This is a genomic window from Mediterraneibacter butyricigenes (assembly GCF_003574295.1).
Taxonomy (GTDB): Bacteria; Bacillota; Clostridia; order Lachnospirales; family Lachnospiraceae; genus Mediterraneibacter_A; species Mediterraneibacter_A butyricigenes.
The window spans coordinates 2224512-2250505 of the sequence record NZ_BHGK01000001.1 but is presented as its reverse complement, the minus strand read 5'-3'; the positions used below and the strand labels follow the sequence as shown (position 1 = coordinate 2250505).

22 protein-coding genes are annotated in these 25994 nt (G+C 43.1%); 3 read left to right on the top strand and 19 right to left on the bottom strand.

Annotated features, from left to right (window positions below; genetic code table 11):
- Positions 1-92 precede the first annotated feature (92 nt).
- From KGMB01110_RS11070 to KGMB01110_RS11030, 9 genes are all read right to left on the bottom strand, one after another.
- The gene (locus tag KGMB01110_RS11070) at positions 93-1040 is read right to left on the bottom strand and encodes an ABC transporter permease subunit (protein ID WP_119298372.1); all 948 of its coding nucleotides are present in this window, start codon (positions 1038-1040) and stop codon (positions 93-95) included.
- Between the two features lie 13 nt (positions 1041-1053).
- A complete protein-coding gene (locus KGMB01110_RS11065; protein ID WP_119298370.1) occupies positions 1054-2571 on the bottom strand; it encodes a sugar ABC transporter ATP-binding protein in 1518 nt (505 codons plus the stop codon).
- Positions 2572-2730: 159 nt separating this feature from the next.
- Positions 2731-3735: a D-allose transporter substrate-binding protein gene (alsB, locus tag KGMB01110_RS11060; RefSeq protein WP_119298368.1), complete on the bottom strand. Its 1005-nt coding sequence runs from the start codon at positions 3733-3735 to the stop codon at positions 2731-2733.
- 137 nt (positions 3736-3872) lie between these two features.
- Positions 3873-4874, bottom strand: a complete 1002-nt coding sequence (locus KGMB01110_RS11055; RefSeq protein WP_119298366.1) for a LacI family DNA-binding transcriptional regulator — start codon at positions 4872-4874, stop codon at positions 3873-3875.
- Between the two features lie 493 nt (positions 4875-5367).
- Positions 5368-6042 carry a fructose-6-phosphate aldolase gene (locus KGMB01110_RS11050; RefSeq protein ID WP_117604333.1) on the bottom strand — a complete coding sequence of 225 codons (675 nt, stop codon included), beginning with the start codon at positions 6040-6042 and terminating at the stop codon, positions 5368-5370.
- Between the two features lie 122 nt (positions 6043-6164).
- On the bottom strand, positions 6165-6845 hold the full coding sequence (gene alsE / locus KGMB01110_RS11045) for a D-allulose 6-phosphate 3-epimerase (RefSeq protein ID WP_117604332.1): 681 nt from the start codon (positions 6843-6845) through the stop codon (positions 6165-6167).
- Between the two features lie 7 nt (positions 6846-6852).
- On the bottom strand, positions 6853-7758 hold the full coding sequence (locus KGMB01110_RS11040) for a glycyl-radical enzyme activating protein (RefSeq protein ID WP_119298364.1): 906 nt from the start codon (positions 7756-7758) through the stop codon (positions 6853-6855).
- 108 nt (positions 7759-7866) lie between these two features.
- A complete protein-coding gene (locus KGMB01110_RS11035; protein ID WP_119299197.1) occupies positions 7867-10272 on the bottom strand; it encodes a glycyl radical protein in 2406 nt (801 codons plus the stop codon).
- A 65-nt stretch (positions 10273-10337) separates the two neighbouring features.
- Positions 10338-11294, bottom strand: a complete 957-nt coding sequence (locus tag KGMB01110_RS11030; RefSeq protein WP_117604330.1) for an ROK family protein — start codon at positions 11292-11294, stop codon at positions 10338-10340.
- A gap of 312 nt (positions 11295-11606) precedes the next feature.
- On the opposite strand from KGMB01110_RS11030, the gene KGMB01110_RS11025 reads away from it, so the two are divergent.
- The gene (locus KGMB01110_RS11025) at positions 11607-12374 is read left to right on the top strand and encodes a DeoR/GlpR family DNA-binding transcription regulator (protein ID WP_119298362.1); all 768 of its coding nucleotides are present in this window, start codon (positions 11607-11609) and stop codon (positions 12372-12374) included.
- Between the two features lie 95 nt (positions 12375-12469).
- Here the strand turns inward: KGMB01110_RS11025 and KGMB01110_RS11020 are convergent, their stop codons facing one another.
- The 5 genes from KGMB01110_RS11020 to KGMB01110_RS11000 all read right to left on the bottom strand — a co-directional run bounded on the left by KGMB01110_RS11020 (position 12470) and on the right by KGMB01110_RS11000 (position 17921).
- Entirely contained in the window at positions 12470-13417 is a 948-nt protein-coding gene (locus KGMB01110_RS11020) for an ABC transporter permease subunit (protein WP_119298360.1), read from the bottom strand.
- A 13-nt stretch (positions 13418-13430) separates the two neighbouring features.
- Positions 13431-14948: a sugar ABC transporter ATP-binding protein gene (locus tag KGMB01110_RS11015; protein ID WP_119298358.1), complete on the bottom strand. Its 1518-nt coding sequence runs from the start codon at positions 14946-14948 to the stop codon at positions 13431-13433.
- 111 nt (positions 14949-15059) lie between these two features.
- Positions 15060-16064, bottom strand: a complete 1005-nt coding sequence (alsB, locus tag KGMB01110_RS11010; protein WP_117603664.1) for a D-allose transporter substrate-binding protein — start codon at positions 16062-16064, stop codon at positions 15060-15062.
- A 27-nt stretch (positions 16065-16091) separates the two neighbouring features.
- The gene (locus KGMB01110_RS11005; protein ID WP_117603663.1) at positions 16092-17144 is read right to left on the bottom strand and encodes an aldose 1-epimerase family protein; all 1053 of its coding nucleotides are present in this window, start codon (positions 17142-17144) and stop codon (positions 16092-16094) included.
- 30 nt (positions 17145-17174) lie between these two features.
- Positions 17175-17921 carry a D-lyxose/D-mannose family sugar isomerase gene (locus tag KGMB01110_RS11000; protein ID WP_117603662.1) on the bottom strand — a complete coding sequence of 249 codons (747 nt, stop codon included), beginning with the start codon at positions 17919-17921 and terminating at the stop codon, positions 17175-17177.
- 332 nt (positions 17922-18253) lie between these two features.
- Between KGMB01110_RS11000 and KGMB01110_RS10995 the strand changes: the two genes are divergently transcribed.
- Positions 18254-19318, top strand: coding sequence for a LacI family DNA-binding transcriptional regulator (locus KGMB01110_RS10995; RefSeq protein WP_279220933.1), 1065 nt, complete (start codon positions 18254-18256; stop codon positions 19316-19318).
- A 214-nt stretch (positions 19319-19532) separates the two neighbouring features.
- Here KGMB01110_RS10995 and KGMB01110_RS10990 read toward each other — a convergent pair whose 3' ends face one another.
- The 4 genes from KGMB01110_RS10990 to KGMB01110_RS10975 all read right to left on the bottom strand — a co-directional run bounded on the left by KGMB01110_RS10990 (position 19533) and on the right by KGMB01110_RS10975 (position 23464).
- Positions 19533-20288, bottom strand: coding sequence for a glutamine amidotransferase (locus KGMB01110_RS10990; RefSeq protein WP_170141715.1), 756 nt, complete (start codon positions 20286-20288; stop codon positions 19533-19535).
- A 36-nt stretch (positions 20289-20324) separates the two neighbouring features.
- On the bottom strand, positions 20325-21317 hold the full coding sequence (alsB, locus tag KGMB01110_RS10985; RefSeq protein WP_119298352.1) for a D-allose transporter substrate-binding protein: 993 nt from the start codon (positions 21315-21317) through the stop codon (positions 20325-20327).
- A 149-nt stretch (positions 21318-21466) separates the two neighbouring features.
- Positions 21467-22507: a LacI family DNA-binding transcriptional regulator gene (locus KGMB01110_RS10980; RefSeq protein WP_117603658.1), complete on the bottom strand. Its 1041-nt coding sequence runs from the start codon at positions 22505-22507 to the stop codon at positions 21467-21469.
- Between the two features lie 258 nt (positions 22508-22765).
- Positions 22766-23464, bottom strand: coding sequence for an L-ribulose-5-phosphate 4-epimerase (locus tag KGMB01110_RS10975; RefSeq protein WP_117603657.1), 699 nt, complete (start codon positions 23462-23464; stop codon positions 22766-22768).
- A gap of 205 nt (positions 23465-23669) precedes the next feature.
- On the opposite strand from KGMB01110_RS10975, the gene KGMB01110_RS10970 reads away from it, so the two are divergent.
- Complete coding sequence (locus KGMB01110_RS10970) at positions 23670-25013, top strand: MATE family efflux transporter (RefSeq protein WP_119298350.1); 1344 nt, start codon at positions 23670-23672, stop codon at positions 25011-25013.
- A 109-nt stretch (positions 25014-25122) separates the two neighbouring features.
- Here the strand turns inward: KGMB01110_RS10970 and KGMB01110_RS10965 are convergent, their stop codons facing one another.
- A complete protein-coding gene (locus KGMB01110_RS10965; protein ID WP_119298348.1) occupies positions 25123-25923 on the bottom strand; it encodes an SDR family NAD(P)-dependent oxidoreductase in 801 nt (266 codons plus the stop codon).
- Positions 25924-25994 lie beyond the last annotated feature (71 nt).

Below are 25994 nucleotides of genomic sequence, written 5' to 3'. Positions count from 1 at the left end.
ATGAATGTACAAGGAGTATTCCCTACCCCTTGTACATTACATATGATAATCTTTTTACGATACTTTTTCAATAGCAATCCTGACGAAATTGCTTAATTTTTAACAGAATTACTTACCAGTTTTTCAAGGGCAACAGAACCGATGATCAGGGCACCCATTACGATCTTCTGATAGTAACTGGATACGTTCAGGATGTTCAATCCGTTGGTGATGGTTCCGATGGTCAGACCTCCAAGCAGTACTCCGAAGATCTTTCCTTTTCCTCCGAAGAATGAGGTTCCTCCGATGATACATGCTGCGATAGCGAAGGTCTCATATCCATCACCGGCAGTCGGCTCAGCAGCTCCTACACGGCTTGTCATGATGACACCTGCAATACCTGCAAGGAAGGATGCCAGAACATGTGCGAACAGGGTGTATCTCTGAGTATTAATTCCGGAATACCATGCAGACTGTTTATTTCCACCCAATGCATACAGGTTTCTTGCTGCTACCGTATTGTTGGTAAACCATACCAGGATTACGGTCATGACCAACGCGAAGATCAACGGGATCGGGAATCCTGCTACATAACTGGACAGGTTTTTGAAACTTGCCGGCAGTCCGTAGATCGGGGATCCTTTGGAAATTACCAGAGTGATTCCACGGAAAATAGTGTTGGTACCAAGGGTTACTACGAATGGATGCAGATCCAAGGCATTGATCAGTGCTCCGTTTACAATACCAAATACGATAGAGATCAGCAGTCCTAACAGGATTGCTGCCACAACCGGTACTTCTGCTTTCAGCATCAATGCGATAAAGGTTCCGGTCAACGCTGCAACTGAACCAACGGACAGGTCGATTCCGGCAAGCAGGATCGCGAAGAACTCTCCGAATGCAAGCAGGATATATACGGTACTCTGCAGACCGATCTGCTTAAAGTTATCAAGTGTCAAAAAGTATTTTGGAGACGCGATTGACAGACATGCCATCAGAAAAATCAGTATTGTCAGCGTTCCAAACTTATCCCAAAATGATTTGAATTTTGCTTTTGTCATTTTCTTCCACCTCTTAATCTACTGCAACTGCTGCATACATGATCTTCTCTTCAGTTGCCTCTTCATTGTTCAGGATTCCTGAAATCTCTCCGTTTCTAAATACGATAATCCGGTCACAGGTTGACAGCAGCTCCGGCATCTCGGATGATACCATGATGATGGCTTTTCCCTGATCTGCCATGCCTCTCATGATGTCATAGATCTCGCTCTTTGCTCCTACGTCGATTCCCTTGGTCGGTTCATCAAAGATAAACACTTCGGAATCTACCGCCAGCCACTTTCCGATGATGACCTTCTGCTGGTTTCCTCCGGACAGATTCACGGTCATCTGATCGATTCCGGAACATTTGGTATTCAGTTTTTTCACCTGTTCCTCAGCAATCTGACGCTCTTTCTTCTCATTGACCAGTCCGGAGAAGCCGCCCATCTTAGACTTTTTCAGGTTGACAGTGACGGAGGTCTCTCTCCAGATCTCGAAGTTCTGGAAGAATCCAGTCTCTCTTCGGTTCTCAGTTACCATCGCGATTCCCTGTTTCAGGGCCTTGTAGGTATCCTTGATCTCCAGCTTCTTTCCATGTAAGTAGATTTCTCCCGAGCTGATCGGTTTTGCTCCGAAGATTCCTTCCATACATTCTGATCTTCCTGCTCCGATCAGTCCCGCAAATCCAAGGATCTCTCCCTTATGTACCTGGAAGCTGATATCCTTTGCTGTTCCGTCTTTTCGGGTCAGGTGTTTCACTTCAAATGCGATTTCGTTTTCATCGTATGCTTTGCTCTTTCCAGGGTAGACGCTCTTGATCTTACGTCCTACCATCATCGGGATCATGTCTTCCACTTCGATGTCTGCTACATTTACGGTATTGACATAGCATCCATCCTTCAGAACGGTTACACGGTCTCCGATCTGCTTGAGCTCTTTTAATTTATGCGAAATGTAAATGATTCCAATTCCATTCTTTTTCAATTTCTCAATGATCTTAAACAGATCTTCTGTCTCTTCTATAGATAAAGAAGATGTTGGTTCATCCATGATGATGATCTTTGCCTGGCTCGCCAGGGCTTTTGCGATTTCCACCTGCTGTTTCTCTGAAATAGAGATGTCCTGCACCAGGGTGGATGGACTTCTGTTCAGACCGATTTCCTTCATGTACTTCTCGGCCTCTGCATTCATTTTCTTATAATCTACTACTTTGATTCCTGCTACCGTTTTCTTCGGCAGTTTTCCTACAAACAGGTTCTCGGCGATCGACAGCTCGTTGACCACACTCAGCTCCTGATAGATGATTGCGATCTTATTCTCCATCGAATCCTTCGGTGTCAGATGATCGTAGGTCTTTCCGTTTAAGATGATCTCTCCGGATGTCGGCTTGTTGATTCCACTCAGCATCTTTACCAATGTGGATTTTCCCGCACCGTTCTCTCCAAGAAGGATATGTACTTCTCCCGGTCTCAGATCGAAGGATACATTGTTCAGCGCAACAACACCAGGAAACTTCATCGTCATATTTTTCATTTCTACCAGATGTTCCATAGTTTGTCCCTCTTCTACATTGATTGCTTCTACATACTACACAGGTTGCTTCCGCAATGTTTCTGTTAAACAGATGGGGGAATGTCTCCCCCCATCTCAGGTTATTCATTATCTTTTTGATTACATTTTTATGATAGTGATTTTAGTGATTTCGTCGATTTACAGATAATCATCAACGTTGTCCTTTGTTACAAGGAAGGAGTCGATGTATTCAACAGGCATCTCTGCACTCGGATCAGCTTTCCAGCCATCTTTTACTGCTTTTACTGCCAGTTCACAACAAGCAACACCGATACCTACGTTGTCCTGTCCAACTGTTGCTGCAAGTTCGCCGTTCTTTACAGACTCTTTTGCGTTTGCAATTGCGTCTGTTCCAACTACCATTACCTTATCCTGTTTTCCAGCGTTTACTACTGCTTCGTATACACCAAGTGCCATGGTATCATTTGCACAGTAGAATGCTTTCAGATCCGGATTGGACTGCATAATGTTTGTTGCTACGTCGATAGATGTAAGTCTGTCCCAGTCTCCCGGCTGGCTTGCTACTACTTCCATTCCATCCTGGCTCTCGAAGTAGTCTGTAGCACCTTTTGTACGGTCGTTAGATGTTACGTTTCCTGCTGTTCCTTCGATGATTGCTACTTCACCGGAACCGATCTGCTCTGTGATGTACTCTGCTGCTTTCTGTCCAACTAATACGTTATCAGTTGTGTACATACCAACCATGTTTCCGCCGCCTTCTTTTACAGCGTCAGCATCGATACCTTCATCCACGTTTACTACCGGGATTCCGGCGTCACAAGCTTTCAGTACACCTTCTACTAAGTTCGATGCAGAAAGTGGAGCTGCACAGATTGCATCATAATCTTTAGAAATGATGTTTTCCATCTGCTCTAACTGTCCCTGGATATTGTCTTCAGATTCAGCACAGTATACGTCTACGCTTACTCCGTCCTGATCTTTTGCCCAATCTTCGATACCAGCTTTCATAGAAGCCCAGTACTCATTTGACTCTGGTTTCAGAAGAACTGCGATGTTGATATCTCCATCAGAGCTTCCTGAATCCTTAGACTCAGACTTGGAATCAGATCCGCTGCCACCGCAGGCTGCCAAACCTAAAGTCATAACACCTGCTAACAATACTGCTAACACTCTTTTCTTCATAATGTCCTCCTTGTCTTATACGGTCAGATTTGTCTGCCCCGTATAGATAGAAATAATATAAAAGATAATGAATCTATTATAAGGCCGCTAAAATGGGACCTCTCATCTTCCCATCGTCGCGCACTCCTTATCAAAAATTATTTTCCGGTGGATTTTCGTTCCACCAGATTGACCGGCACTACATATCTGCCATTCTCAATCTCTTTGCCTTCGATCATTGCACTTAGAAGTTCCGTAGCCTTCTCTGCCAGACGGCTTCGATTCTGATTGACCGATGTAATTGGGATTCTCAGAAGTGAAGTAATCGGAGTATCATCATATCCTGTGATCTTGATATCTTCCGGAACTCTCAGTCCATATTCTTCCACTGCCACTTCGCTTGCAACTGCCAGTATATCCGTGGTACACATAATTCCGTCAAACATCAGACCTCTTTTTAAAGCATCTGTGATGACTTCCCGTGCCACATCAATATCAATCCGCTCCACCTGAAGGATCAGGGAAGGATTCAATTCCAATCCGGCTTCCGTCAATGCTCTGCAATACCCCTGATAACGGGTAATCTTACTGCTTTCCTGCTGCATATCGGTCAGGAAAACGATCTTCTTGCATCCTTGGCGGATCAGTTCTCTCGTTGCCAGATAACCACCGTATGGGTTGTCCGACTCCACAAAAACATGTCCGTCACTCACTTCCTCTTCCGGACGCCGATCCACGTAAACGGTCGGGATTCCTTTGGTATCCAGATTCCCGTCTGCTCCTGATACAAGAATCAGTCCGCTGACCTGCTGTTGGATCATCATCTCCAAATACTTCTTCTCCAGTTCCAGCGACTCGTCCCAGTTACAGATCATCGTCAGATACCCTTTTCGACTCAGCGCTTTCTGAATCTCAAGCGTCATTTCTGTAAAATGCTCATTCAGGATATCCGGAACCATCAGGCCTATCACAGCCTTCTTTTCGTTCTGTGCACCTCTGGCAATAGCTCCCTGCGCATAACAGGTCTTCTGAATGATTGAGCGAACCCGTTCCTCCGTTGCAGCAGAATAACCGCCCTTTTGATTGACGACTCTTGATACCGTTGCGATGGACACCCCGGCAAGCTCTGCAATTTCTTTAATGGATACGGAACTGCTCATATCTGTTACCTCTTTGACACCTGTTTACGTAAGTCTTAACGTAATTTTTTTTCTCTTTTTCTTAAGATTTTATAAACTGTTTACGTTGATTACAGTAAAATTTTATAACTTTCAGTGGTTAGAGTCAATACTTTTTAGCATTTTCAACATTTCGCATAAATTGTTTTACGTAATTTTGTATATTTTCACAATCAATTTACGTAAATTTATTACGCAAATTGACGCAGATTTAACAAACGGGTGGAAAATATTTTCGTATCCCCAAAAAAATATTATCTTCCCGCAAAAGGTTACAACAGGAACCACTTACGCTTGCCTTTTGCGTGAGTTGGGAGTTAAGGTATGTATTTATATAAGTAGATCTATAGCTGAAATAAGGATATCTGCATAACAAAAGAACATGTGCATATCGGATGTCACATGTTCTCTTATATTCTTTCTTTTCTTCGTTTTTCCTTCTCTTTCGGAAGGCGGCTAAAACATTTTACCTGTTTTATTTCAGCATGGTCTTTCCATCGCCATATGTAGCATTGAAGTCTTTTACAAATGCATCGACCGCACTGTCTACTGCCACATTATTTACAAAGTTTCTGATGACATCCGGAGCGACTGTTGCTGCACCCACACCATATTTTGCCAGTTCCAGTACCTGCTGTGTATTCTTGAAGCTTGCTGCCAGAACCTTTGTCTGATATCCATTATTTTCAAAGATATCATGAATATCGCATGCTGTCTGAATTCCGTCATATCCAAGGTTATCGATACGGTTCAGATACGGAGCCACATAGTCTGCTCCTGCTTCTGCTGCAAGATAAGCCTGAATGGAAGTATAAACAGCAGTTGCTGTAACTTTAAATCCTTCTTTTTTCAGGTTCTTGATCGCTTTTAATCCTTCTTTGGTGGTTGGGATCTTTACATAGAAGTTTCCACCAACTGTTTCTCTCATCACTTTTGCTTCTGCCATCATACCTTCTGCATCGGAAGAGATAACCTGTGCGTGAAGCTCAGCGTCCGCTCCGATAAATTCACGGATGGATTTCAGGACTTCATAAGGATCTTTTCCTGTTCTGGTGATGATGGTCGGGTTTGTGGTTACACCACTTACCGGAAAATATTCAAACATTTCTTTAATCTGGTCTAAATCTGCATGGTCAACAATCAGTTTCATAAATCTGTCTCCTTTTTAAAACATCTATACCAAGGACATCTCTGTCCAGGCTACCCATTTCATTCTATCACTTTTTCTTCTTTTCTGTTTGCAATTTCTTGAAGTTGAAAATCTTTTCAGCTTTACTCTCCGATCGCTTCATTGATCAGTTTCTCGGTAATTGCAAGCGCTTCTCTGGTATCTTTGCTCTTTCCAAACAGTCCGCTGGTTCCTACGATAAATACCTCACAGCCTGCATCGTAAAGATCTTTGTAATATTTTTCATTGCAGCATCCATCCGCAGCAATCTCGTAAGTATAACCTTTTTCTTCTTTCCACTGTTTTGCCTGACGAATCTTATCCAGACTCTGCGGAATAAACGGCTGTCCTGCAAATCCAGGATCCACCGTCATAATCAGAACTCTGTCTACATAGTCAATGTACGGCTCCAGAATGTCCAATCTTGCAGACGGATTGATGAAAAATCCCACTTTCTTTCCTGCCGCTTTGATCTGACGGATCAGACGCATAGTCTGACGCTCTACCACTTCCGGTGGCATGGTAATGATCTCTGCTCCGCTGTTGATACACAATTCAATCAGATCCGACTCGATATTGTCCACATACAGATGTACATCCTGCGGCACTTTGGAAATCTTTGAAATTGCTTCCATAAAACAAGGTGCCAGAGACATATTCTTGCAATAATGCCAGTCCAGAATATCCACATGGTAATAATCTGCTTTTTCATCCAGAATCTTAATCTCTTTTTCAATGTTCAGTAAATCCATACACATCAGTGATGGTGAAAATTTTACTTTCATTCTTTTCTCAGCCTCCGACCTGTACGTTCAGTCCTGCTTTTTCCAGAACATCCCGCATTTCAAAGACTTCCTCCTTCTTCATGTTTTTATCGTTTTCATACAGATAGTCAAGACCCAGAGCTTCCCATTTACCCTGTCCCATCTGGTGGAACGGAAGCAGGTGTACGTTTTTTACGCCCAGATCCTGAAACAGGATCGCATATTTTTCTGCCACTTCCACCGAGTGATTAAATCTCGGGATTACAGGAACTCTCGCCACCAGTTCTTTTCCCTGCTCGATGGCATATCGGATATTTTTCAGGATCCGCTCATTGGAAACATCCGTCATTTTCTGATGCATGGCGTCATCCGGATGTTTCACATCTGTATAGAGCAGATCAATATAAGGAAGAACTTCCTTAAAATACTCAGGTTCTGTGTAAGCCGTCGTCTCAATCGTGGTGTGAATTCCTTCTTTTTTCAACGCTTTCAATAGCGCAAGCGTAAACTCTTTCTGCAAAAGTGGTTCTCCCCCAGACAGCGTCACACCTCCGCCGGATTTTTCATAGAAAGGCTGATCTTTCATCGCCTCTTCCACTACCTGTTCCACCGTATATTCCTCGCCTTCCACCGTCAACGCGTGGGATGGACAGGCTGCCACACAGGACATACAGTGCGTACACAGATCCTTCGAAAACTTCAACATTCCATTTTCATCAAAATGCAAACCTCCCGCCGGACAGGCTGCCACACAAGAAGAGCAGTGCAGACAAGTTTTCTGGGTATACAAAATTTCCTCCTCTGCACTCTTTGACTCCGGATTAGCACACCATCGGCAGTTCAAAGGACAGCCTTTTAAGAATACGGTTGTACGAATCCCCGGTCCGTCGTGGATCGAAAATTTCTGAATGTTAAATATAATTCCCTTTGGCATCTTCCTTTTCCTTCCTGGTTCTGATTTTCCGTGTTCTTACTCTTACTTCATACTTTCTACACTTCATGCATACACTTGTTTTTATCAGCTCTCATTTCCACAGATTCTTTACAGTACATGCTCTGTACGTTCTATGATATCATTCTGTGTCTCCGTGGACAATACATTGAAGAATGCACTGTAACCGGCAACACGCACGATCAGATCTCTGTGTTTTTCCGGATGTTTCTGGGCATCCAGGAGCGTTTCCCGATTCACCACATTGTACTGCACATGATATCCTTTCAGGGTATCAAAGAAGGTACGTAACATCAAAATCAACTTCTGTACATCTCTCTCCTGCTCCAGACTCTGCGGTGTCAGTTTTTGATTGAGAAGGACGCCCCCGTTTAATTTGAGGGTCGGCAGCTTGGATACAGACTTAAAGACTGCAGTCGGGCCATGGGTATCCATGCTGTGTGACGGTGAGCATCCTTCTGCAAGCGGTTCTCCTTTTCTACGGCCATCCGGAGTCGCGCAAAGTCCGGCTCCCTGTGGCACATTCGCGGATATGGATGACGTTCCCGGGAAATATCCGCCGCCTATCGGTCCCCGTCCATACCGCGTATTATGGTACTTGGCAATTTCATCAATATATACCTGATATGCATCTCTTGTCAGGTTATCTACGTAATCATCATCATTTCCGTATTTCGGTGCATCATGGATCAGCATCTCACGGACTTTCCAACCATCTTCGTTCTGATAATCTGCCATCAAAGTATCCCAAAGCTTAGCCGGGGTGATCCGTTTCTCTTCAAATACCAGTTTTTTGATGGCTGCCAGGGAATCTCCCAGATTGGCAATTCCTACCTGCAGAGGTCCGATGAAGTCATAAACCGCTCCACCTTCTTTCAGATGAAGTCCTCGCTTCAAACACTCTCCGACTAATGCAGAACACAGAGAATCCGGTACTTCCATCTCCAATGCATAATCCGCACAGCTGTCCAGACAAACACTGATCGGTGTAAAGAATTTTACAGTATCAATCCACGCCTGCCATACCTGATCAAAACTGGTCATATCGCGGAAGTGAATCGGTGTATCGAAAATCTTCTCTCCGGAAGTCACATCCACACCCTGATTCAACGCAATCATCAGAATTCTCGGGAAGTTCATAAAGTTCATTCCTGAACAACGGAATCCGAACTTCCCAGGAATCGAAACCTCAATACATCCGATGGAACTGTAATTCATGGCGTCTTCTCTGGAAACGCCTTTATTGATAAACTGATCGATAATAATCTCATCACTGTTAAAGGACGGCATACCGAATCCAAGTTTGATCACTTCGATACATTCTTTCATAAACGCATCCGAAACGCCCTTGTGGTAACGAACAGACAGGTTTGGCTGAGTCAGTTTCAACTGAGCTACAGATTTCAAAACCATGAAAGACAGGTCATTTACTGCATCGCTTCCATCTGTCTTCTGTCCCCCAATACATACATTCTGATACAGCGGACTTCCTGCTGAAAATTTTGTATGAGATTCGCTTCGGATCTTATTGATGGTAAATGTTTTCAGCCACAGATTTTCCAGAAGCTCCAGTGCTCTTTCTTCTGTGATCTTTCCCGTTTTCAGATCCTGCTCAAAATAAGGATACATAAACTGATCAAAACGTCCGAAAGACAGAGAATGTCCGCTGGATTCGATCTGGAGGATCAGATGTAAGAACCAGACACTCTGTACAGCTTCATGGAAGCTTTCTGCCGGATATTCCGGAACTCTTCGACATACATGAGCCAGTTCCATCAGTTCCTGTTTTCTTGTAGCATCCGTTTCTTTCACTGCCATCTCTTCTGCCAGTGTTGCATAGCGATGTGCAAAATTGATGCAGGCATCGATCAAAATCAGGACCGCATCATAGAAATATACCTTTTTCAGGTCACTGAATTCTGCCAGGTTCAGTTTATCTTTTCCTGCCTGTGCTTCCTCACGAATTCCTTTCAGTCCTACTTTCAGCAATTTGTCATAATCCACTGCAAGATGGGCATCTCCGGCCGTAATATTTCCCTCTACTTTGATAATTCCAAGATCGTAACATTTTCTTGCAAGCGGAGGCATCAGTGCCAGACCTTTGTCTTTCACTGTCTGACCTTCCCAGAACGGAGCAATCTCTCTTAATACTTTTTTATTCTCCTCAGAAATATAGAATGCATCTCCGTCACGCTTTTCGAATTCATCCAGTTCATCGATCACCCAGTCAATCGCATACTCCGGGAAAATCGGAGCTGCACGATTCACACTTGCCTGATTACCGGCAAGCAGACCACCATCTTCAATAAAAATGGTCATGTTATCCAATGTGTTTTTGATTGCATATGCACGTTTCAAAATCGGAAGCTTATCTTTATGTTTCTTATAAGCTTCTGTGGTATAAATCGCTCTTTCTACACAAACCTGTGCCTGTGCATTCAAGAGATCTTCTTTCATTTTTGCAATTCTTGCAGTTGGTTTTCCAAAATAAGACATATCCATTTCCTTTCTCTGATTTTCTTCCATACGTTTTTTATCTAAGCCCTATATTTTCTTTACTTTTATTTCTCCAGTGCAACTGCGCAGCCAATGATTCCGTTGTCTCCGCCAAGTTCTGCGGCTTTGATGTAAATTTTCTGATTTTCCTGCTTGTTGAACTCATCCACCTGTTTCTGAATTTCTTCCAGGAAGAAATCTCCCATATTCAAAAGGCCTCCACCGCATACATAGCAGTTGATGTTAAATGCGATAAACAGGTTGTAAATATGTAAGGCAATATAATAGATCAACTGATCCATCAGACGTTTTGCCAGTTCATCTCCCTTTTTATAAGCCTCTCCTACATGAACACTGGTGATCTCAGATACATCTGATACCATATCGCTCATGATAGATTTTTCTCCATTCTTGATCGCAAGCTGTGCATGCTTTGCAATAAAAGAACCGCAGGCATAACTCATGAAGCAGCCTTTATTTCCGCATCCGCATTCCAGACCTTCCCCCGGCGTGATCAGCATGTGACCGGATTCTCCTGCCCCGCCATAACTTCCGCGGAACAGATCATTATTCACGATAAAACCGGTGCCAAGTCCGGTACTGAGTGCACAGTAAACCATGTGTTTGAAACCTCTTCCGGCTCCGAATTCATGTTCGGCCAGAGCCGCCATATTGGTATCTCCGTCGATCACGATACGCACACCCGGATATTTTTTCTCCAGAACTGCTTTTGCCGGATAATTTTTAATATTATGAATACTTCCGGAAGTCACTACGATTCCGTTCTCATAATCTACATAAGAAGGCATTCCCACACTGATTCCCTTCAATTCTGAAAGTGGGATTCCTGACTTCTCTAGCACTTCATCGATCTCTGTATACAGTTTTTCTGTAAATTCATCCGGCATAATCTCCAGTGGAGTCGCTGTCCGGTGTCTGAAAATAATTTCATTTTCCTCATTAAAAATTCCATATGCAATTTTCGTTCCCCCGACGTCAATCGCTAATCTGTATTTTTCCATCCTCTGTCCTCCTGTGATTTTTCTCACACATCTCGTTCTTTATCTTGATTATGCGATTCTGATAGAAAAAAGTCAATGTTAAATCCCAGAAAACCAAATTATTTTTCCAGAAAAGCAAATAAATCCCAAAATATTTTTTGCAATTTCTTGGTTTTTATTGCAAATTCCAAGTTTTTCATGTAAAATAACATTAAATCCAAAAAAAACAATAAGAAAGCGATACACAAAAATCATGTAGAAATCGAGAATGTCCTTTAAACATCATTCTCATGATTCTTGGTGAATAAATGATAAACATAGGAGGGGACTCGTATGAAAGCGCAGGAGATCGCACAGCGCAGAGAACAGATTATCGAACTGATCCATGAGAAAGGGAAATTAGAGACCGAAACAGCAGCCTACTTATTTGGCGTTTCTACCGAGACCATCCGACAGGACTTTTCCTTTTTAGAAAAGAAAGGAATTCTGGAAAAGGTTTACGGTGGAGCAAGACTCACTTCTGTGGAAGAAATCGGACCTTTAGTCAGCCGTCAGAAGGAAAATTTTCTCCCCAAAGACAAGATTGTCAAAAAAGCACTGGAATTTATTCCCGGAGAAGACAGCGTTATCGGAATGGATACCGGAAGCACTGTCGCATTGCTGACTTCCTATCTGAGTCGAATGGAGAACCGACTGATCGTCACCAACTCTCATCCCGTCATGCACAGTATCGCCGGAACAAAGAACCGACTTTACGCACTGGGCGGAGAATATAATAAAACCGAAATGTCTTATACCGGGGAACAGGCCGTCCAGTCCCTGCAAAAGCTTTCTCTGGATGTTTCCTTTATCGGAACCAGCGGTGTTCAGAACCGAAACGGCATCTGTGCCAAAGGCTTTGAAGAAATCCAGATCAAGCAGGAATATATCCGGCGCTGCAACCGAAGTATTGTACTTGCCGACAGCAGTAAATTCACCCATGCTTCTCTGGTAGAAGTCGCTCCCTGGTCGGATGTGGATCTGTTGATCACCGACTCCGGCATTCCAAATGATACCCGAAAACAATTGGAAGAGATGGTGAATGTAGTTATTGCAGAATAATTTTCACGCTCCTGTTTCGTTTGTTTGCAGAATCAAAAAGGACGTTGATACTCACATATCAACGTCCTTTACTTATACTTTTCTTTTGCTGATTCTTAGTTCTTTACAGAATTACTTACCAGTTTTTCAAGGGCAACAGATCCAATGATCAGGGCACCCATTACGATCTTCTGATAGTAACTGGATACGTTCAGGATGTTCAATCCGTTTGTGATGGTTCCGATGGTCAGTCCTCCAAGCAGTACGCCGAAGATCTTTCCTTTTCCTCCGAAGAATGAGGTTCCTCCGATGATACATGCTGCGATCGCAAAGGTCTCATATCCGTCACCGGCAGTCGGCTCTGCAGCTCCTACACGGCTTGTCATGATGACACCGGCAATACCTGCAAGGAAGGATGCCAGGATATGTGCAAACAGGGTGTATCTCTGTGTATTAATTCCGGAATACCATGCAGACTGTTTATTTCCACCCAATGCATACAGGTTTCTTGCTGCTACCGTATTGTTGGTAAACCATACCAGGATTACGGTCATGACCAACGCGAAGATCAACGGGATCGGGAATCCTGCTACATAACTGGACAGGTTTTTGAAACTTGCCGGCAGTCCGTAGATCGGGGATCCTTTGGAAATTACCAGAGTGATTCCACGGAAAATAGTGTTGGTACCAAGGGTTACTACGAATGGATGCAGATCCAAGGCATTGATCAGTGCTCCGTTTACAATACCAAATACGATAGAGATCAGCAGTCCTAACAGGATTGCTGCCACAACCGGTACTTCTGCTTTCAGCATCAATGCGATAAAGGTTCCGGTCAACGCTGCAACTGAACCAACGGACAGGTCGATTCCGGCAAGCAGGATCGCGAAGAACTCTCCGAATGCAAGCAGGATATATACGGTACTCTGCAGACCGATCTGCTTAAAGTTATCAAGTGTCAAAAAGTATTTTGGAGACGCGATTGACAGACATGCCATCAGAAAAATCAGTATTGTCAGCGTTCCAAACTTATCCCAAAATGATTTGAATTTTGCTTTTGTCATTTTCTTCCACCTCTTAATCTACTGCAACTGCTGCATACATGATCTTCTCTTCAGTTGCCTCTTCATTGTTCAGGATTCCTGAAATCTCTCCGTTTCTAAATACGATAATCCGGTCACAGGTTGACAGCAGCTCCGGCATCTCGGATGATACCATGATGATGGCTTTTCCCTGATCTGCCATGCCTCTCATGATGTCATAGATCTCGCTCTTTGCTCCTACGTCGATTCCCTTGGTCGGTTCATCAAAGATAAACACTTCGGAATCTACCGCCAGCCACTTTCCGATGATGACCTTCTGCTGGTTTCCTCCGGACAGATTCACGGTCATCTGATCGATTCCGGAACATTTGGTATTCAGTTTTTTCACCTGTTCCTCAGCAATCTGACGCTCTTTCTTCTCATTGACCAGTCCGGAGAAGCCGCCCATCTTAGACTTTTTCAGGTTGACAGTGACGGAGGTCTCTCTCCAGATCTCGAAGTTCTGGAAGAATCCAGTCTCTCTTCGGTTCTCAGTTACCATCGCGATTCCCTGTTTCAGGGCCTTGTAGGTATCCTTGATCTCCAGCTTCTTTCCATGTAAGTAGATTTCTCCCGAGCTGATCGGTTTTGCTCCGAAGATTCCTTCCATACATTCTGATCTTCCTGCTCCGATCAGTCCCGCAAATCCAAGGATCTCTCCCTTATGTACCTGGAAGCTGATATCCTTTGCTGTTCCGTCTTTTCGGGTCAGGTGTTTCACTTCAAATGCGATTTCGTTTTCATCGTATGCTTTGCTCTTTCCAGGGTAGACGCTCTTGATCTTACGTCCTACCATCATCGGGATCATGTCTTCCACTTCGATGTCTGCTACATTTACGGTATTGACATAGCATCCATCCTTCAGAACGGTTACACGGTCTCCGATCTGCTTGAGCTCTTTTAATTTATGCGAAATGTAAATGATTCCAATTCCATTCTTTTTCAATTTCTCAATGATCTTAAACAGATCTTCTGTCTCTTCTATAGATAAAGAAGATGTTGGTTCATCCATGATGATGATCTTTGCCTGGCTCGCCAGGGCTTTTGCGATTTCCACCTGCTGTTTCTCTGAAATAGAGATGTCCTGCACCAGGGTGGATGGACTTCTGTTCAGACCGATTTCCTTCATGTACTTCTCGGCCTCTGCATTCATTTTCTTATAATCTACTACTTTGATTCCTGCTACCGTTTTCTTCGGCAGTTTTCCTACAAACAGGTTCTCGGCGATCGACAGCTCGTTGACCACACTCAGTTCCTGATAGATGATTGCGATCTTATTCTCCATCGAATCCTTCGGTGTCAGATGATCGTAGGTCTTTCCGTTTAAGATGATTTCTCCGGATGTCGGCTTGTTGATTCCACTCAGCATCTTTACCAATGTGGACTTTCCCGCACCGTTCTCTCCAAGAAGGATATGTACTTCTCCCGGTCTCAGATCGAAGGATACATTGTTCAGGGCGATGACTCCGGGAAACTTCATCGTCATATTTTTCATTTCTACCAAATTTTCCATATTTTTCCCTCTTTGTTCTTTGGCTGTTTCTTGCTTTTTTAGAAATAAATTCCGGATCCGAAGACCCGGAATTTATTTTTAAAGTTTATTCACACTATCTGAATGAAAATCTTACAGATAATCATCAACGTTGTCCTTTGTTACAAGGAAGGAGTCGATGTATTCAACAGGCATCTCTGCACTCGGATCAGCTTTCCAGCCGTCTTTTACTGCTTTTACTGCCAGTTCACAACAAGCAACACCGATACCTACGTTGTCCTGTCCAACTGTTGCTGCCATCTCGCCATTCTTTACAGACTCTTTTGCGTTTGCAATTGCATCAGTTCCTACTACCATTACCTGATCCTGTTTTCCAGCGTTTACAACTGCTTCGTATACACCAAGTGCCATGGTATCATTTGCGCAGTAGAATGCTTTCAGATCCGGATTGGACTGCATAATGTTTGTTGCTACGTCGATAGAGGTCAGTCTATCCCAGTCTCCTGGCTGGCTTGCTACTACTTTCATTCCATCCTGGCTCTCGAAGTAATCTGTAGCACCTTTTGTACGGTCGTTAGATGTTACGTTTCCTGCTGTTCCTTCGATGATTGCTACTTCACCGGAACCGATCTGCTCTGTGATGTACTCAGCAGCTTTCTGTCCAACTAATACGTTATCCGTTGTGTACATACCAACCATGTTTCCGCCGCCTTCTTTTACAGCCTCAGCGTCGATACCTTCATCCACGTTTACTACCGGGATTCCAGCGTCACAAGCTTTCAGAACACCTTCTACCAAGTTAGATGCGGAAAGCGGTGCTGCACAGATTGCATCATAATCTTTTGAAATGATGTTTTCCATCTGCTCCAACTGTCCCTGGATATTGTCTTCTGATTCAGCACAGTATACGTCTACGCTTACTCCGTCCTGATCTTTTGCCCAATCTTCGATACCAGCTTTCATAGAAGCCCAGTACTCATTTGACTCTGGTTTCAGAAGAACTGCGATGTTGATGTCTCCATCAGAGCTTCCGGAATCCTTAGAATCGGCCTTGGAATCGGATCCGCTGCCACCGCAGGCTGCTAAACCTAAAGTCATAACACCTGCTAACAATACTGCTAACATTCTCTTTTTCATGTTTCTTCCTCCTTGAACATAAAAATTTTATTTAATGAAAGCGCTCAGCTTTTCATTTTCTGTTGTGCAGTCGATAAACTCGACCTCAATATCGAAGGTTTTCACTTCGCCCGGCTCGATATATTTTAAGGAGCCATCTTCTTTTGCCCGGATTCGTCCGCCAACATGTGCGGTTCCAGGTTCCAGACCCAGTGCATAATCGCCGGATCTCGGACTGTTCCACTGATTCAGAACCGGAAGTGCTTCCGGATCCAGATGAATCAGAACTGCTTTTTGAAGATTTTCATTATGTAAGAGTACATATCCTTTTTTAACAGATTCATCCGAAACAGAACGGAAATATACTTTTTCCTCATATCCATCGATCGGATCCAGGAACTGTTCACAATCTTCCATTCCTTCTGCGGAATGTGGATCTCTCGGAACGATCTTGTCATAATTGGTATATACTTTACAGCTTCCGTCCAACATCGGATAACCCATGTTGAAATGATACAGAAGCATTAACGGCTGTGTATCAAATCCATGATTCTCTACCTCGTCATGAATCCAAAGTTTATTTTCCTTGGTATTCATGCGGATGTCTCTTCGAATCTCAAGATTCGGTCCAAACAGATATCCCTCTCTTGCATGTCCGTTTAATACGAGCCATGCCTTGTCACCGTCCCACTCTACTTTCGAAGAAGCATGTTCGATCGGTGTATTGGAAATCACTCCGTGAAGTCCGTTGGGCTGTCCGTCTTCCACACCCGGCGTACCTACATAAGTCAAACCACATGTAGTCAGAAATCCTGCCTCAAAGTTTCGTAAGAAACCTCTGGTACCTTCCTCCTGGAAGAATTCCGGTGCGCAGATTCCTGTCTTGGAAATAAATCCTACGTTGTCTCCCTTGAAAGACATTTTCGGAATCGCAAAACATTTGTCCGCAAGAACTGTCATCTCCAGTCCGCATCCATTGTTTACGATATAGGCCTTTGTTCCTTTGGCTTTTCCGCCTTCCAGGACACATTCCTGAATACCAAATGCCTGTGAAAGATCTCCACAGTAGGCTTCCAGCTCACGTTTTGAAAGATTTTTCATATCGTGATCCACCTTGTCCTTCCTTAGAAATTAGTCATGTTTGATGAAATCAAATTTTGTATATTTCGGATAATCAGCAAACATCAGATATTTAGCTTCCACATCCTCTTCCATTGTCGGGATTCTTTCTCCAGCAGTATGGAAACGATTGTCGATGGTGTCATCGTTTGTAGTAGAAACTTCAAACAGGATAACATCTCCAGTTCCCGGAACACCCTGCCACTGATGATACTGTCCAGGTTTCAGTGTAATACTCTGTCCAGGTTTGCAGACAACTTTGCCACCAGCCGGAACGGTAACAGCTTTTCCGTCGATTGTTACGGTAACCGGTGTATCAGCGAACTGTCCAGGTTTTCCACTTCTTCCACCCTCAACATCTTTGAAGTCTTCTTCTGTTGAGTTGTAAAGTGTAATCTCAAGATCTCCGCCACCTCTGTTGATGATGTCTTCCATCTTGCTCCAATGATAGTGGAACGGTAAGATCTGTCCATCATTTACCAGCAGATATTTCTCTGCATACGGCTTCGGGTATTTATCTTTTGCCCAGAAGTTTCCGTTACGGAATGTAAAGATTGTAAGACCGATGTGATCGAAATCACCGCTTCCGAAATCTGTGATATCCCATCCCAGCATGTTCTCAACAAGCTCGATCTCGTCTTCTCCTAACTTCTCCCAATCAGCTTTCTCGTAGTATGCAAACGGCGGGAGCGGATATCCTGCCTTCTTCATAACGTCGATTGCGTACTGAATAATGTCATTTGCTTTTGAACGTTTCATAATTACATCCTCCAATCCAGATAAAAACGTTTTCCTTAATGTGTCTAAATTATAGCGGAAAAACGTTTTTCTGTCAATACATCTAATTTTCACAAATACTCTCTTTGTTTTTTAGTAGTATTTCACAATTCCGTTTCTTTTTCCTATTCAGTCCACAGATTTTCTTTCAATGAATTGATTTTTCCTCATTTTTCTTCTAAAATATAGGAAGTTTGATTTTTCACTTTCATTTTTTGTCTATTAAAAGTCAAAGCCATCCACAGACATCGTCCTTCGGAGTCTTTACTTTCAATCTCATTCCAAAAGTGAACCTAGAATAGAAATCATCATAAATAGGAAAAAGAAAGAGGCATTTTATGATCACGATCAAAGATGTGGCGCGCAGAGCCGGTGTATCCATCTCTACCGTTTCACATGTTATCAACGGTACAAAGCATGTCAGTGACGAAACCGCCGACAAAGTCAACCGTGCCATTAAGGAATTAAATTATAAAACGAATATTTTTGCGAAAAACCTAAAGAGCCAGGAAACTAAACGTATCGGAGTCGTCGTTCTGGATATGTGCGGATTATTCTTTCCTTATGTAACACGGGAAATTTTCCGAATCGCCAGTGATAACGGCTATGGCATCACTATTTACGATACCAACGGAGACTTTGAGCAGGAAAAAGCCGCCATCCGGGATCTGGCCGATAATTATGTGGACGGAATTATCTTAAGTTCTACGGTTCATATGGATCAGAAAGAAGAATACGCCAAATGGCTGCATCAGCTGTTGGACAATGGTCCAAAGTCCATTCCATTGGTTATGTTGGAACGTGATTTTTCCTCCTACGGATTCGATTCCATTAACACCAACACGTATATCGGTGCCATCAATGCCATGCAACATCTGATCGACTCCGGTTGCCGGCACATCGCCCATATTCGTTTTCCCCGGGAAAAAGAAGGCCGATACCGCGCTTACTGCGATGTACTGGAAAATAACCACATCCCGTTGGATATGAGTTATGTGGAGCCCGGCGATCTTTCCCACATCAGCGGATATAACTGCATGAAAAAATTGTTTCAGAAAAAAATTCCAATCGACGGTTTATTTACCGTCAATGACCAGACTGCAGTCGGTGCGATCCGCGCGATTCAGGAAGAAGGCTATCGAATCCCTCAGGACATCAAAGTCATCGGCTTCGATAATGTCTTCATCTGCAGCAATTTGAATCCTCCCCTTTCTTCCGTTCATCTGGATAAAAATGAACTGGGTGCCCGTGCGATCCATGCGTTGCTTGCCCGGATTCAGGGAACGGCTCCCGAAGAGCCGATCAAAGACACACTGGACAGTTATCTGGTCGTACGAACTTCTACAGATCTCAACGCACCACCGGTTAATAACTGGTAATTTTAAAAGAACCGGAAAGACGATTCTGTTTATGAAACGTCTTTCCGGTTCTTTCTTGAGTCACTTCTTATTTCTTTCGCAAAAGGAATGCATAAGAGAACATCCGAAGCCCCAGTACTTCCTGCGAGCAAGCATCAGCGCTGCTCGAAGGATATCTCTATGGAGCAAAGGCAAGCGTAAGCGGTTCCCGTTGCAGCCTTTTGCATTTCTTGTCTTAAATTTCTTTTGCAAGCCACTTAAAGATATTCGGCATCACTTTCTGATATCCGTCCCATGCCAAAAACGCTTTGGAACCCCAGTGCATTGCACAGTCAGAAGCGAACGCAAAGGTTCTTCCTTTTCCGACTTCCATAGAAGCCATAAAGGTGTCGTCTTTTCCGATTACCGCAATCTCCTCTGCTTCCGGTTTTGCCTTGATCTTGTTATAGCCTAAGAACCACGGCCATTCTCCCTCTGTGCCCGACAATACCGGATGATCTGCTTTTACGACCGCCGGGACGATTCCTTCCGGGTGCTCCATACGGTCATCATAATTTAGCATTTCCACCGGCAGAATCTCTGCTAATGGTGTCATAGCATATCTGGCTTTATTTTCAATTCCGGAAAAGCTCAGATATCCTCCGAACATTGCCAGACCACCGCCATTCTTTACATAATCTACCATAGCCAGCATACGATTCGGTTTGCGGATTCCCTGAAACTGCATGATCGGATCCATCATAATGGTATTGCTTCCGATATCACTGAGGGCAATCGCTGAATATTCATTCAACTGCTCCACGGTATCCGGAAAATGATACTGTGCCAGATGGCTTGGAAGATAATCCACTTCGATTCCAGCGTTTTTCAACGCTTCTACCAGATGGCTGGAGCTATCCTGTTCCAGTCTTCCCAGGTCTACGGTATCAAATCCTTTCACATGCGTCTCCTGTACTGTCCAAGACTCTCCGACGATCAATACTTTTTTCATGTTGCTTCCTCCTAGCATTTTATACTTAATTATTCTTTATAAATAATCATCTACATTATCCGGAGTAACCAGGAAACAATCTATATAATTCATAGATGGTTCCTGATCTACATCGGCCTTCCATCCATCCTTTACAGCTTTCACTGCCATTTCTACACAAGAAATACCAATCTGTACATTATCTTGTCCTACTGTTGCTGCCAATTCCCCATTTTTTACAGACTCTTTTGCATTCGCAATCGCATCGGTTCCAACTACCATAACCTGCTCCTGTTTTCCTGCATTTACAACTGCTTCGTACGCACCCAATGCCATGGTATCATTACAGCAATAAAATGCTTTCAGATTCGGATTAGACTGCATAATATTAGTTGCGACATCAATAGAAGTCAAACGATCCCAATCTCCCGGCTGACTGGCTACCACTTCAATTCCGTCTGCGGCATCAAACGTATCTCTCGCTCCCTGTGTACGTGCATTTGAATTTACATTTCCTGCAGTCCCCTCAATAATTGCTACTTCTCCACTTTCAATCTTGCTGCAAATAAATTCCGCTCCCTGTGCACCAACCGCTACGTTATCTGTGGTGTAAGTTCCCACAATATTCCCGCCACCTTCACGGATTGCATCTGTATCCATAACTTCATCTACATTTACAACCGGAATACCTGCATCACATGCTTTTAGCACTCCTTCTACAAGATTAGATGCGGAGAGTGGTGCTGCACAGATCGCATCATAATCTTTTGAGATAATATTTTCCATCTGTTCCAATTGTCCTTGTATATTATCTTCTGACTCTGCGCAATAAATATCAACCGTCAAATCATCCTGATCTGCTGCCCATTCCTCGATTCCGGCTTTCATAGATGCCCAATATTCATTAGATTCCGGTTTTAAAAGGACTGCAACATTCACTACATCTTCGCTTGCAGTCTTCTCTTCTTTCCCAGAGTCTTTTCCTCCGCAAGCGGCCATACTCATAACCATTGTTCCTGCCAACAGCACTGCCAATAACCTCTTTTTCATACATTTTCTCCTTCATCTTTTGAATCATTTCATCCCATAGTTACACTATGATGGGCCCTCATAGTTTTATATCAACATACCCCATTGATATCTTGTTCATCAAACAAGTAAACGTTTACGTATTAATAAAAAAGCAAATCCCCTTCTTATTAATTCTCTGTAGTAGAGTTTCTCCGTATTAACTCTACCGGAACCTTGAAATTTTTCTTTTTGACCGGTTCTCCCGCTATCAATTTCAGCATTTGTTTCGCTGCTTCCCGAGCCATCTTCCCTGTGGGCTGGTGCACCGTTGTAAGTGGAATCCGAAAGTTCTTCGCCATCCGCACATCATCATATCCTGTCACCATAACCTGACTCGGCACCACTATTTTTCTTTTTTCCAAAGCATCAATGACAGCGATAGCCTCACTGTCCGTCGCACATACAATCCCATAGTGTTTTCCGATTTTATTTTTTTCTCGCAATCCACTCTTTTCAATCCATAACTCTATTTGGGGAGAAATCTTTTCTTCTGTTTCATCTTCTGTCAAAATCAGACCATATTCTTCTTCCAATTCCTGGCTGATTCGATTTTCTAAAATTGCTTTTCTATATCCCTGATATCTGGAATATTTACTACTCTCACGCAATGTATCTGTCAAAAAATAAATTTCATCACACTCTTTTTCTATCAATTCACTTGCTGCCAGATATCCGCCATTTTCATTATCTGATTCAATAAAAACTGCGCATTCCGACTCTTCTGCATTTCTTGGACGTCGATTCACGTACACCGTAGGAATCCCCATCATATCAACCTTTTCTTCTCTTCCGGAAAATAAAACAATCCCGCTTACATTCTGACCGACCATCGCCTGCAGATGACGTTTTTCCAATTCCGGAGATTCATTCGTATTACAGATCATCGTGAGATATCCATTTTGAAAAAATTCTTTTTCTAATTCCAGCACAATTTTTGCAAAATGTTCATTCACGATATCCGGAACCAGAATCCCTATTACCGACGCTTTGCTCTTCTGCAACCCCCTTGCAAGCATATTCGGAGTATAATGATATTCTTCAATCAGCTTCTGTATCCTCTGTTCCACCTCAGCTGAATATCCACCTTTTTGGTTTATTACTCTTGATACTGTGGCTACCGATACATCTGCTAATTCCGCTAGCTTTTTTATAGAAATTGAATTCCCCATCTTCTACCCGTTCATTTCTCGAAGTTGCGTAAACGTTTAACCTTTCTATTATATATAATATCTATTCTACTTGTTCTTGTCAACTTAGAATTGTAATTTTCTTAAAACTCATAAAAAAGTGCTTTCAAACACGCCGCATTCATCGTGCATGGTCACTAAATCTTAAACAACTATATACTTTCGCTCAGTTCTATAGAAAAAGAAAGGAAAGCAAATATCCGCCTTCCATTCTTCTTATCTCTCTATTATTCTGTAATTTTACACATTCTGTCCGTAGTACGCATTAGCCCCGTGTTTTCTGTAGTAATGTTTATCCTGCAATTCCTGCGGAGCCGGTTTTACTTCTGAATTGATCTGCTCACATCTTGCTGCCATTTTTGCCACCTCTTCCAGTACAACAGAATTGTGCACTGCTTCATGGGCATCTTTTCCCCAGGTAAACGGTCCGTGATTTTTGCAGAGAACTGCCGGTGTCGCATTGTAGTCCAGTCTTCTTTCCTCAAATTCATCCGCAATCAGAACTCCGGTGTTCTTCTCATAAGCTTCGTCAATCTCTTCTTTTGTCAAATTACGCACACACGGCACGGATCCATACAAATAATCGGCATGGGTCGTTCCATAACATGGAATGTCTCTTCCTGCCTGTGCCCAACTGGTTGCCCAAGAAGAATGAGTATGTACGATACCACCGATCTCCGGGAAACGATTGTAGAGAACCACATGGGTTGCCGTATCCGAAGACGGATTATAACGACCTTCTACTTTATTTCCTTCCAGATCCACAACAACCATATCTTCCGGAGTCAGCTTGTCATAATCTACTCCGCTCGGTTTGATAACAAACAGACCTTTCTCCCGGTCAATCCCGCTTACATTTCCCCAAGTAAATGTCACCAGATCATATTTCGGTAGCAGCATATTTGCCTGATATACTTCTTCTTTCAGTTTTTCTAACATCTTCTCTTACTCCTCCTATTATTTCAAATTCCGATCTTACGCATGTTTCGCGTTTTTATCTGTCTCTACTATACAATACAGAAAAACGTTTTTCAATATTTTTCTCACTTTACAAACGATTCAATCAAGGGTATCCTAGTAGATACTGTAAAACGTAAAACCCATTATTTTTTCTGGATTCTTTTGTTTTGGAGGGAAATTTCTTATGCAGACTTCAGGAATTCAAATGACCTCCGGCTCGCTGTGGAAAAATCTCTTTTTCTTCAGCCTGCCTTTGATGTTCTCTCAGGTCATTGAAGTACTTTTTAATATGAGCGATGTAGCTGTTGTTGGTAAATTCGCTGATTATACTGCCTTAGGCGCAGTGGGCTCCACAACCATCCTTGTCACCCTATTTACCGGTTTTATGATCGGTCTTGGAAATGGAATCAACGTTCGTGTAGCACACGACCTGGGATCCGGAAACCAGCGTGCGATCAAGGCATCGATCCACAGTGCTTTTGTCATTTCCTTTCTGACAGGAGTCCTGTTGTGCCTGATCTGCAATTTATTTTCCAGAAGTTTTTTAGTCTTATTGCACACGAAGCAGGAACTCTTAAATCAAGCCGTTTTTTACCTGAAAATTTATTCTCTGGGATTTCCCGGACTTGCAATCTACAACTGTGGAAATGGTATTTTAAGTGCCCGCGGAGAGACGAAACGTCCTTTAATATATCTCACGATTGCGGGAATTCTCAATGTATTCCTCAATTTGTTTTTTGTCATTATCTGCCATATGGCCGCTTCAGGTGTTGCACTTGCCAGTATGATCGCACAGTATACCTCTGCTACATTGATTGTTGCTCATTTACTTCGCCGAAAAGATTCCTGTCGGCTTATTCCAACTTTCCTACGGATTGAGTCTTCCTCTGCCCGTTCAATTTTGATTCTTGGAATCCCTGCCGGAATCCAGAATTCCATTTTTGCTTTTGCGAATTTGTTTGTGCAGATGGGTGTAAACTCTTTTGATGCGGTCATGGTGTCTGGAAATGCGGCTGCTGCAAACGCAGATACTCTGATCTACAACGTAATGGCAGCTTTTTATACCGGATGTGCCAGCTTTGTCGGACAAAACTGGGGTGCAGGCAACAAATCCAGAATCTTAAAAAGTTATCTGATCAGTTTATGCTATTCCTTTTTCATCGGACTGATTTTCGGTGGACTTTTGTTTTTCTTTGGACGCCCGTTTCTTTCTTTATTCGCTACCAAAGCATCCGTAATCTCAGCTGGTATGCAAAGAGTCCGCATCATGGGATTTTCTTATTGCGTCTCGGCATTTATGGACTGTACGATTGCAGCATCCCGTGGAATCGGAAAAGGAAGTATTCCTACCGTCATCGTTATTTTAGGATCCTGCGTTTTCCGGGTGATTTGGATCTACACGATTTTTGCATATTTTCATACGATTCCATCCCTATATCTTTTGTATATTTTCTCCTGGACGATCACAGGGTGCGCTGAAATTTTATATTTCATCCATAGCTATCATCGTGTATTGAAAACAGTCTGATTCTATTCTGTAAAATACAAAGCTCCTGAAAATCTGAAAGATTCTGTTCTCTCAGGTTTTCAGGAGCTTTTTCATTCCTCTGATTCCCTCATAAAGTTCGATCTGTTTCCTACGGACGAAGTCCCATACCACCTTCCAGGGTGATGGTTTCTCCATTCATATATTTCAAATCTGGTGAAGCTAACTGTACACAAGCTCTTCCGATCTCTGTTTCCACATTTCCGTAATGTCCTGCCGGCGGCATTTTCACATTTGCCTTAAATGCTTCTGGATATGCCATCTGAAATTTCTCAAGCTGAGCTGTCCATGCCAACGGACAAACGATATTCACATTGATTCCATCCTTTCCCCATTCTGTTGCAGCGACACGGGTCAGGCCACGAATTCCTTCTTTCGCTGCCGCATATGCACACTGTCCGAAATTACCGAACAATCCTGCTCCTGATGCAAAATTAATTACAGATCCTTTCGACTCTTTCAAGTACGGGTAACAAGCTTTCATGTAGTAGAATGCTGCATACAAACCGGAATAAATTGCCAGATCAAACTGCTCTGTCGTATGGTCCTCCAGAGTCACACCGGAAGCAGATGCCTGTGCATTATTGATCAATACATCAATTCTTCCGAATATATCAATTGCCTGTTTTACTACATTCTGAACTGCAGCCTCATTATCAGCACCTGCATTGACATCAGCTTGTACCGTCAGAACTTTAATTCCATAGAGTCTCTCTAATTCTTCCTTTGCCTCTTCCAGCTTTTTCACATTACGTCCGGTAATTACAAGATTTGCGCCCTCTTTTGCATACGCCGTTGCGATACCATAACCGATGGATCCGCAACTTCCATCACTCAAAACTGCTCGTCCGCCTCCTGTAATAATTGCTGTTTTTCCTGTTAAATGCCCCATTGTACTGTCTTCCTTTCTATGATTTTTCTCACACATTTTAAAGTCATCAAGATCCCTACTCTTGAACGGCT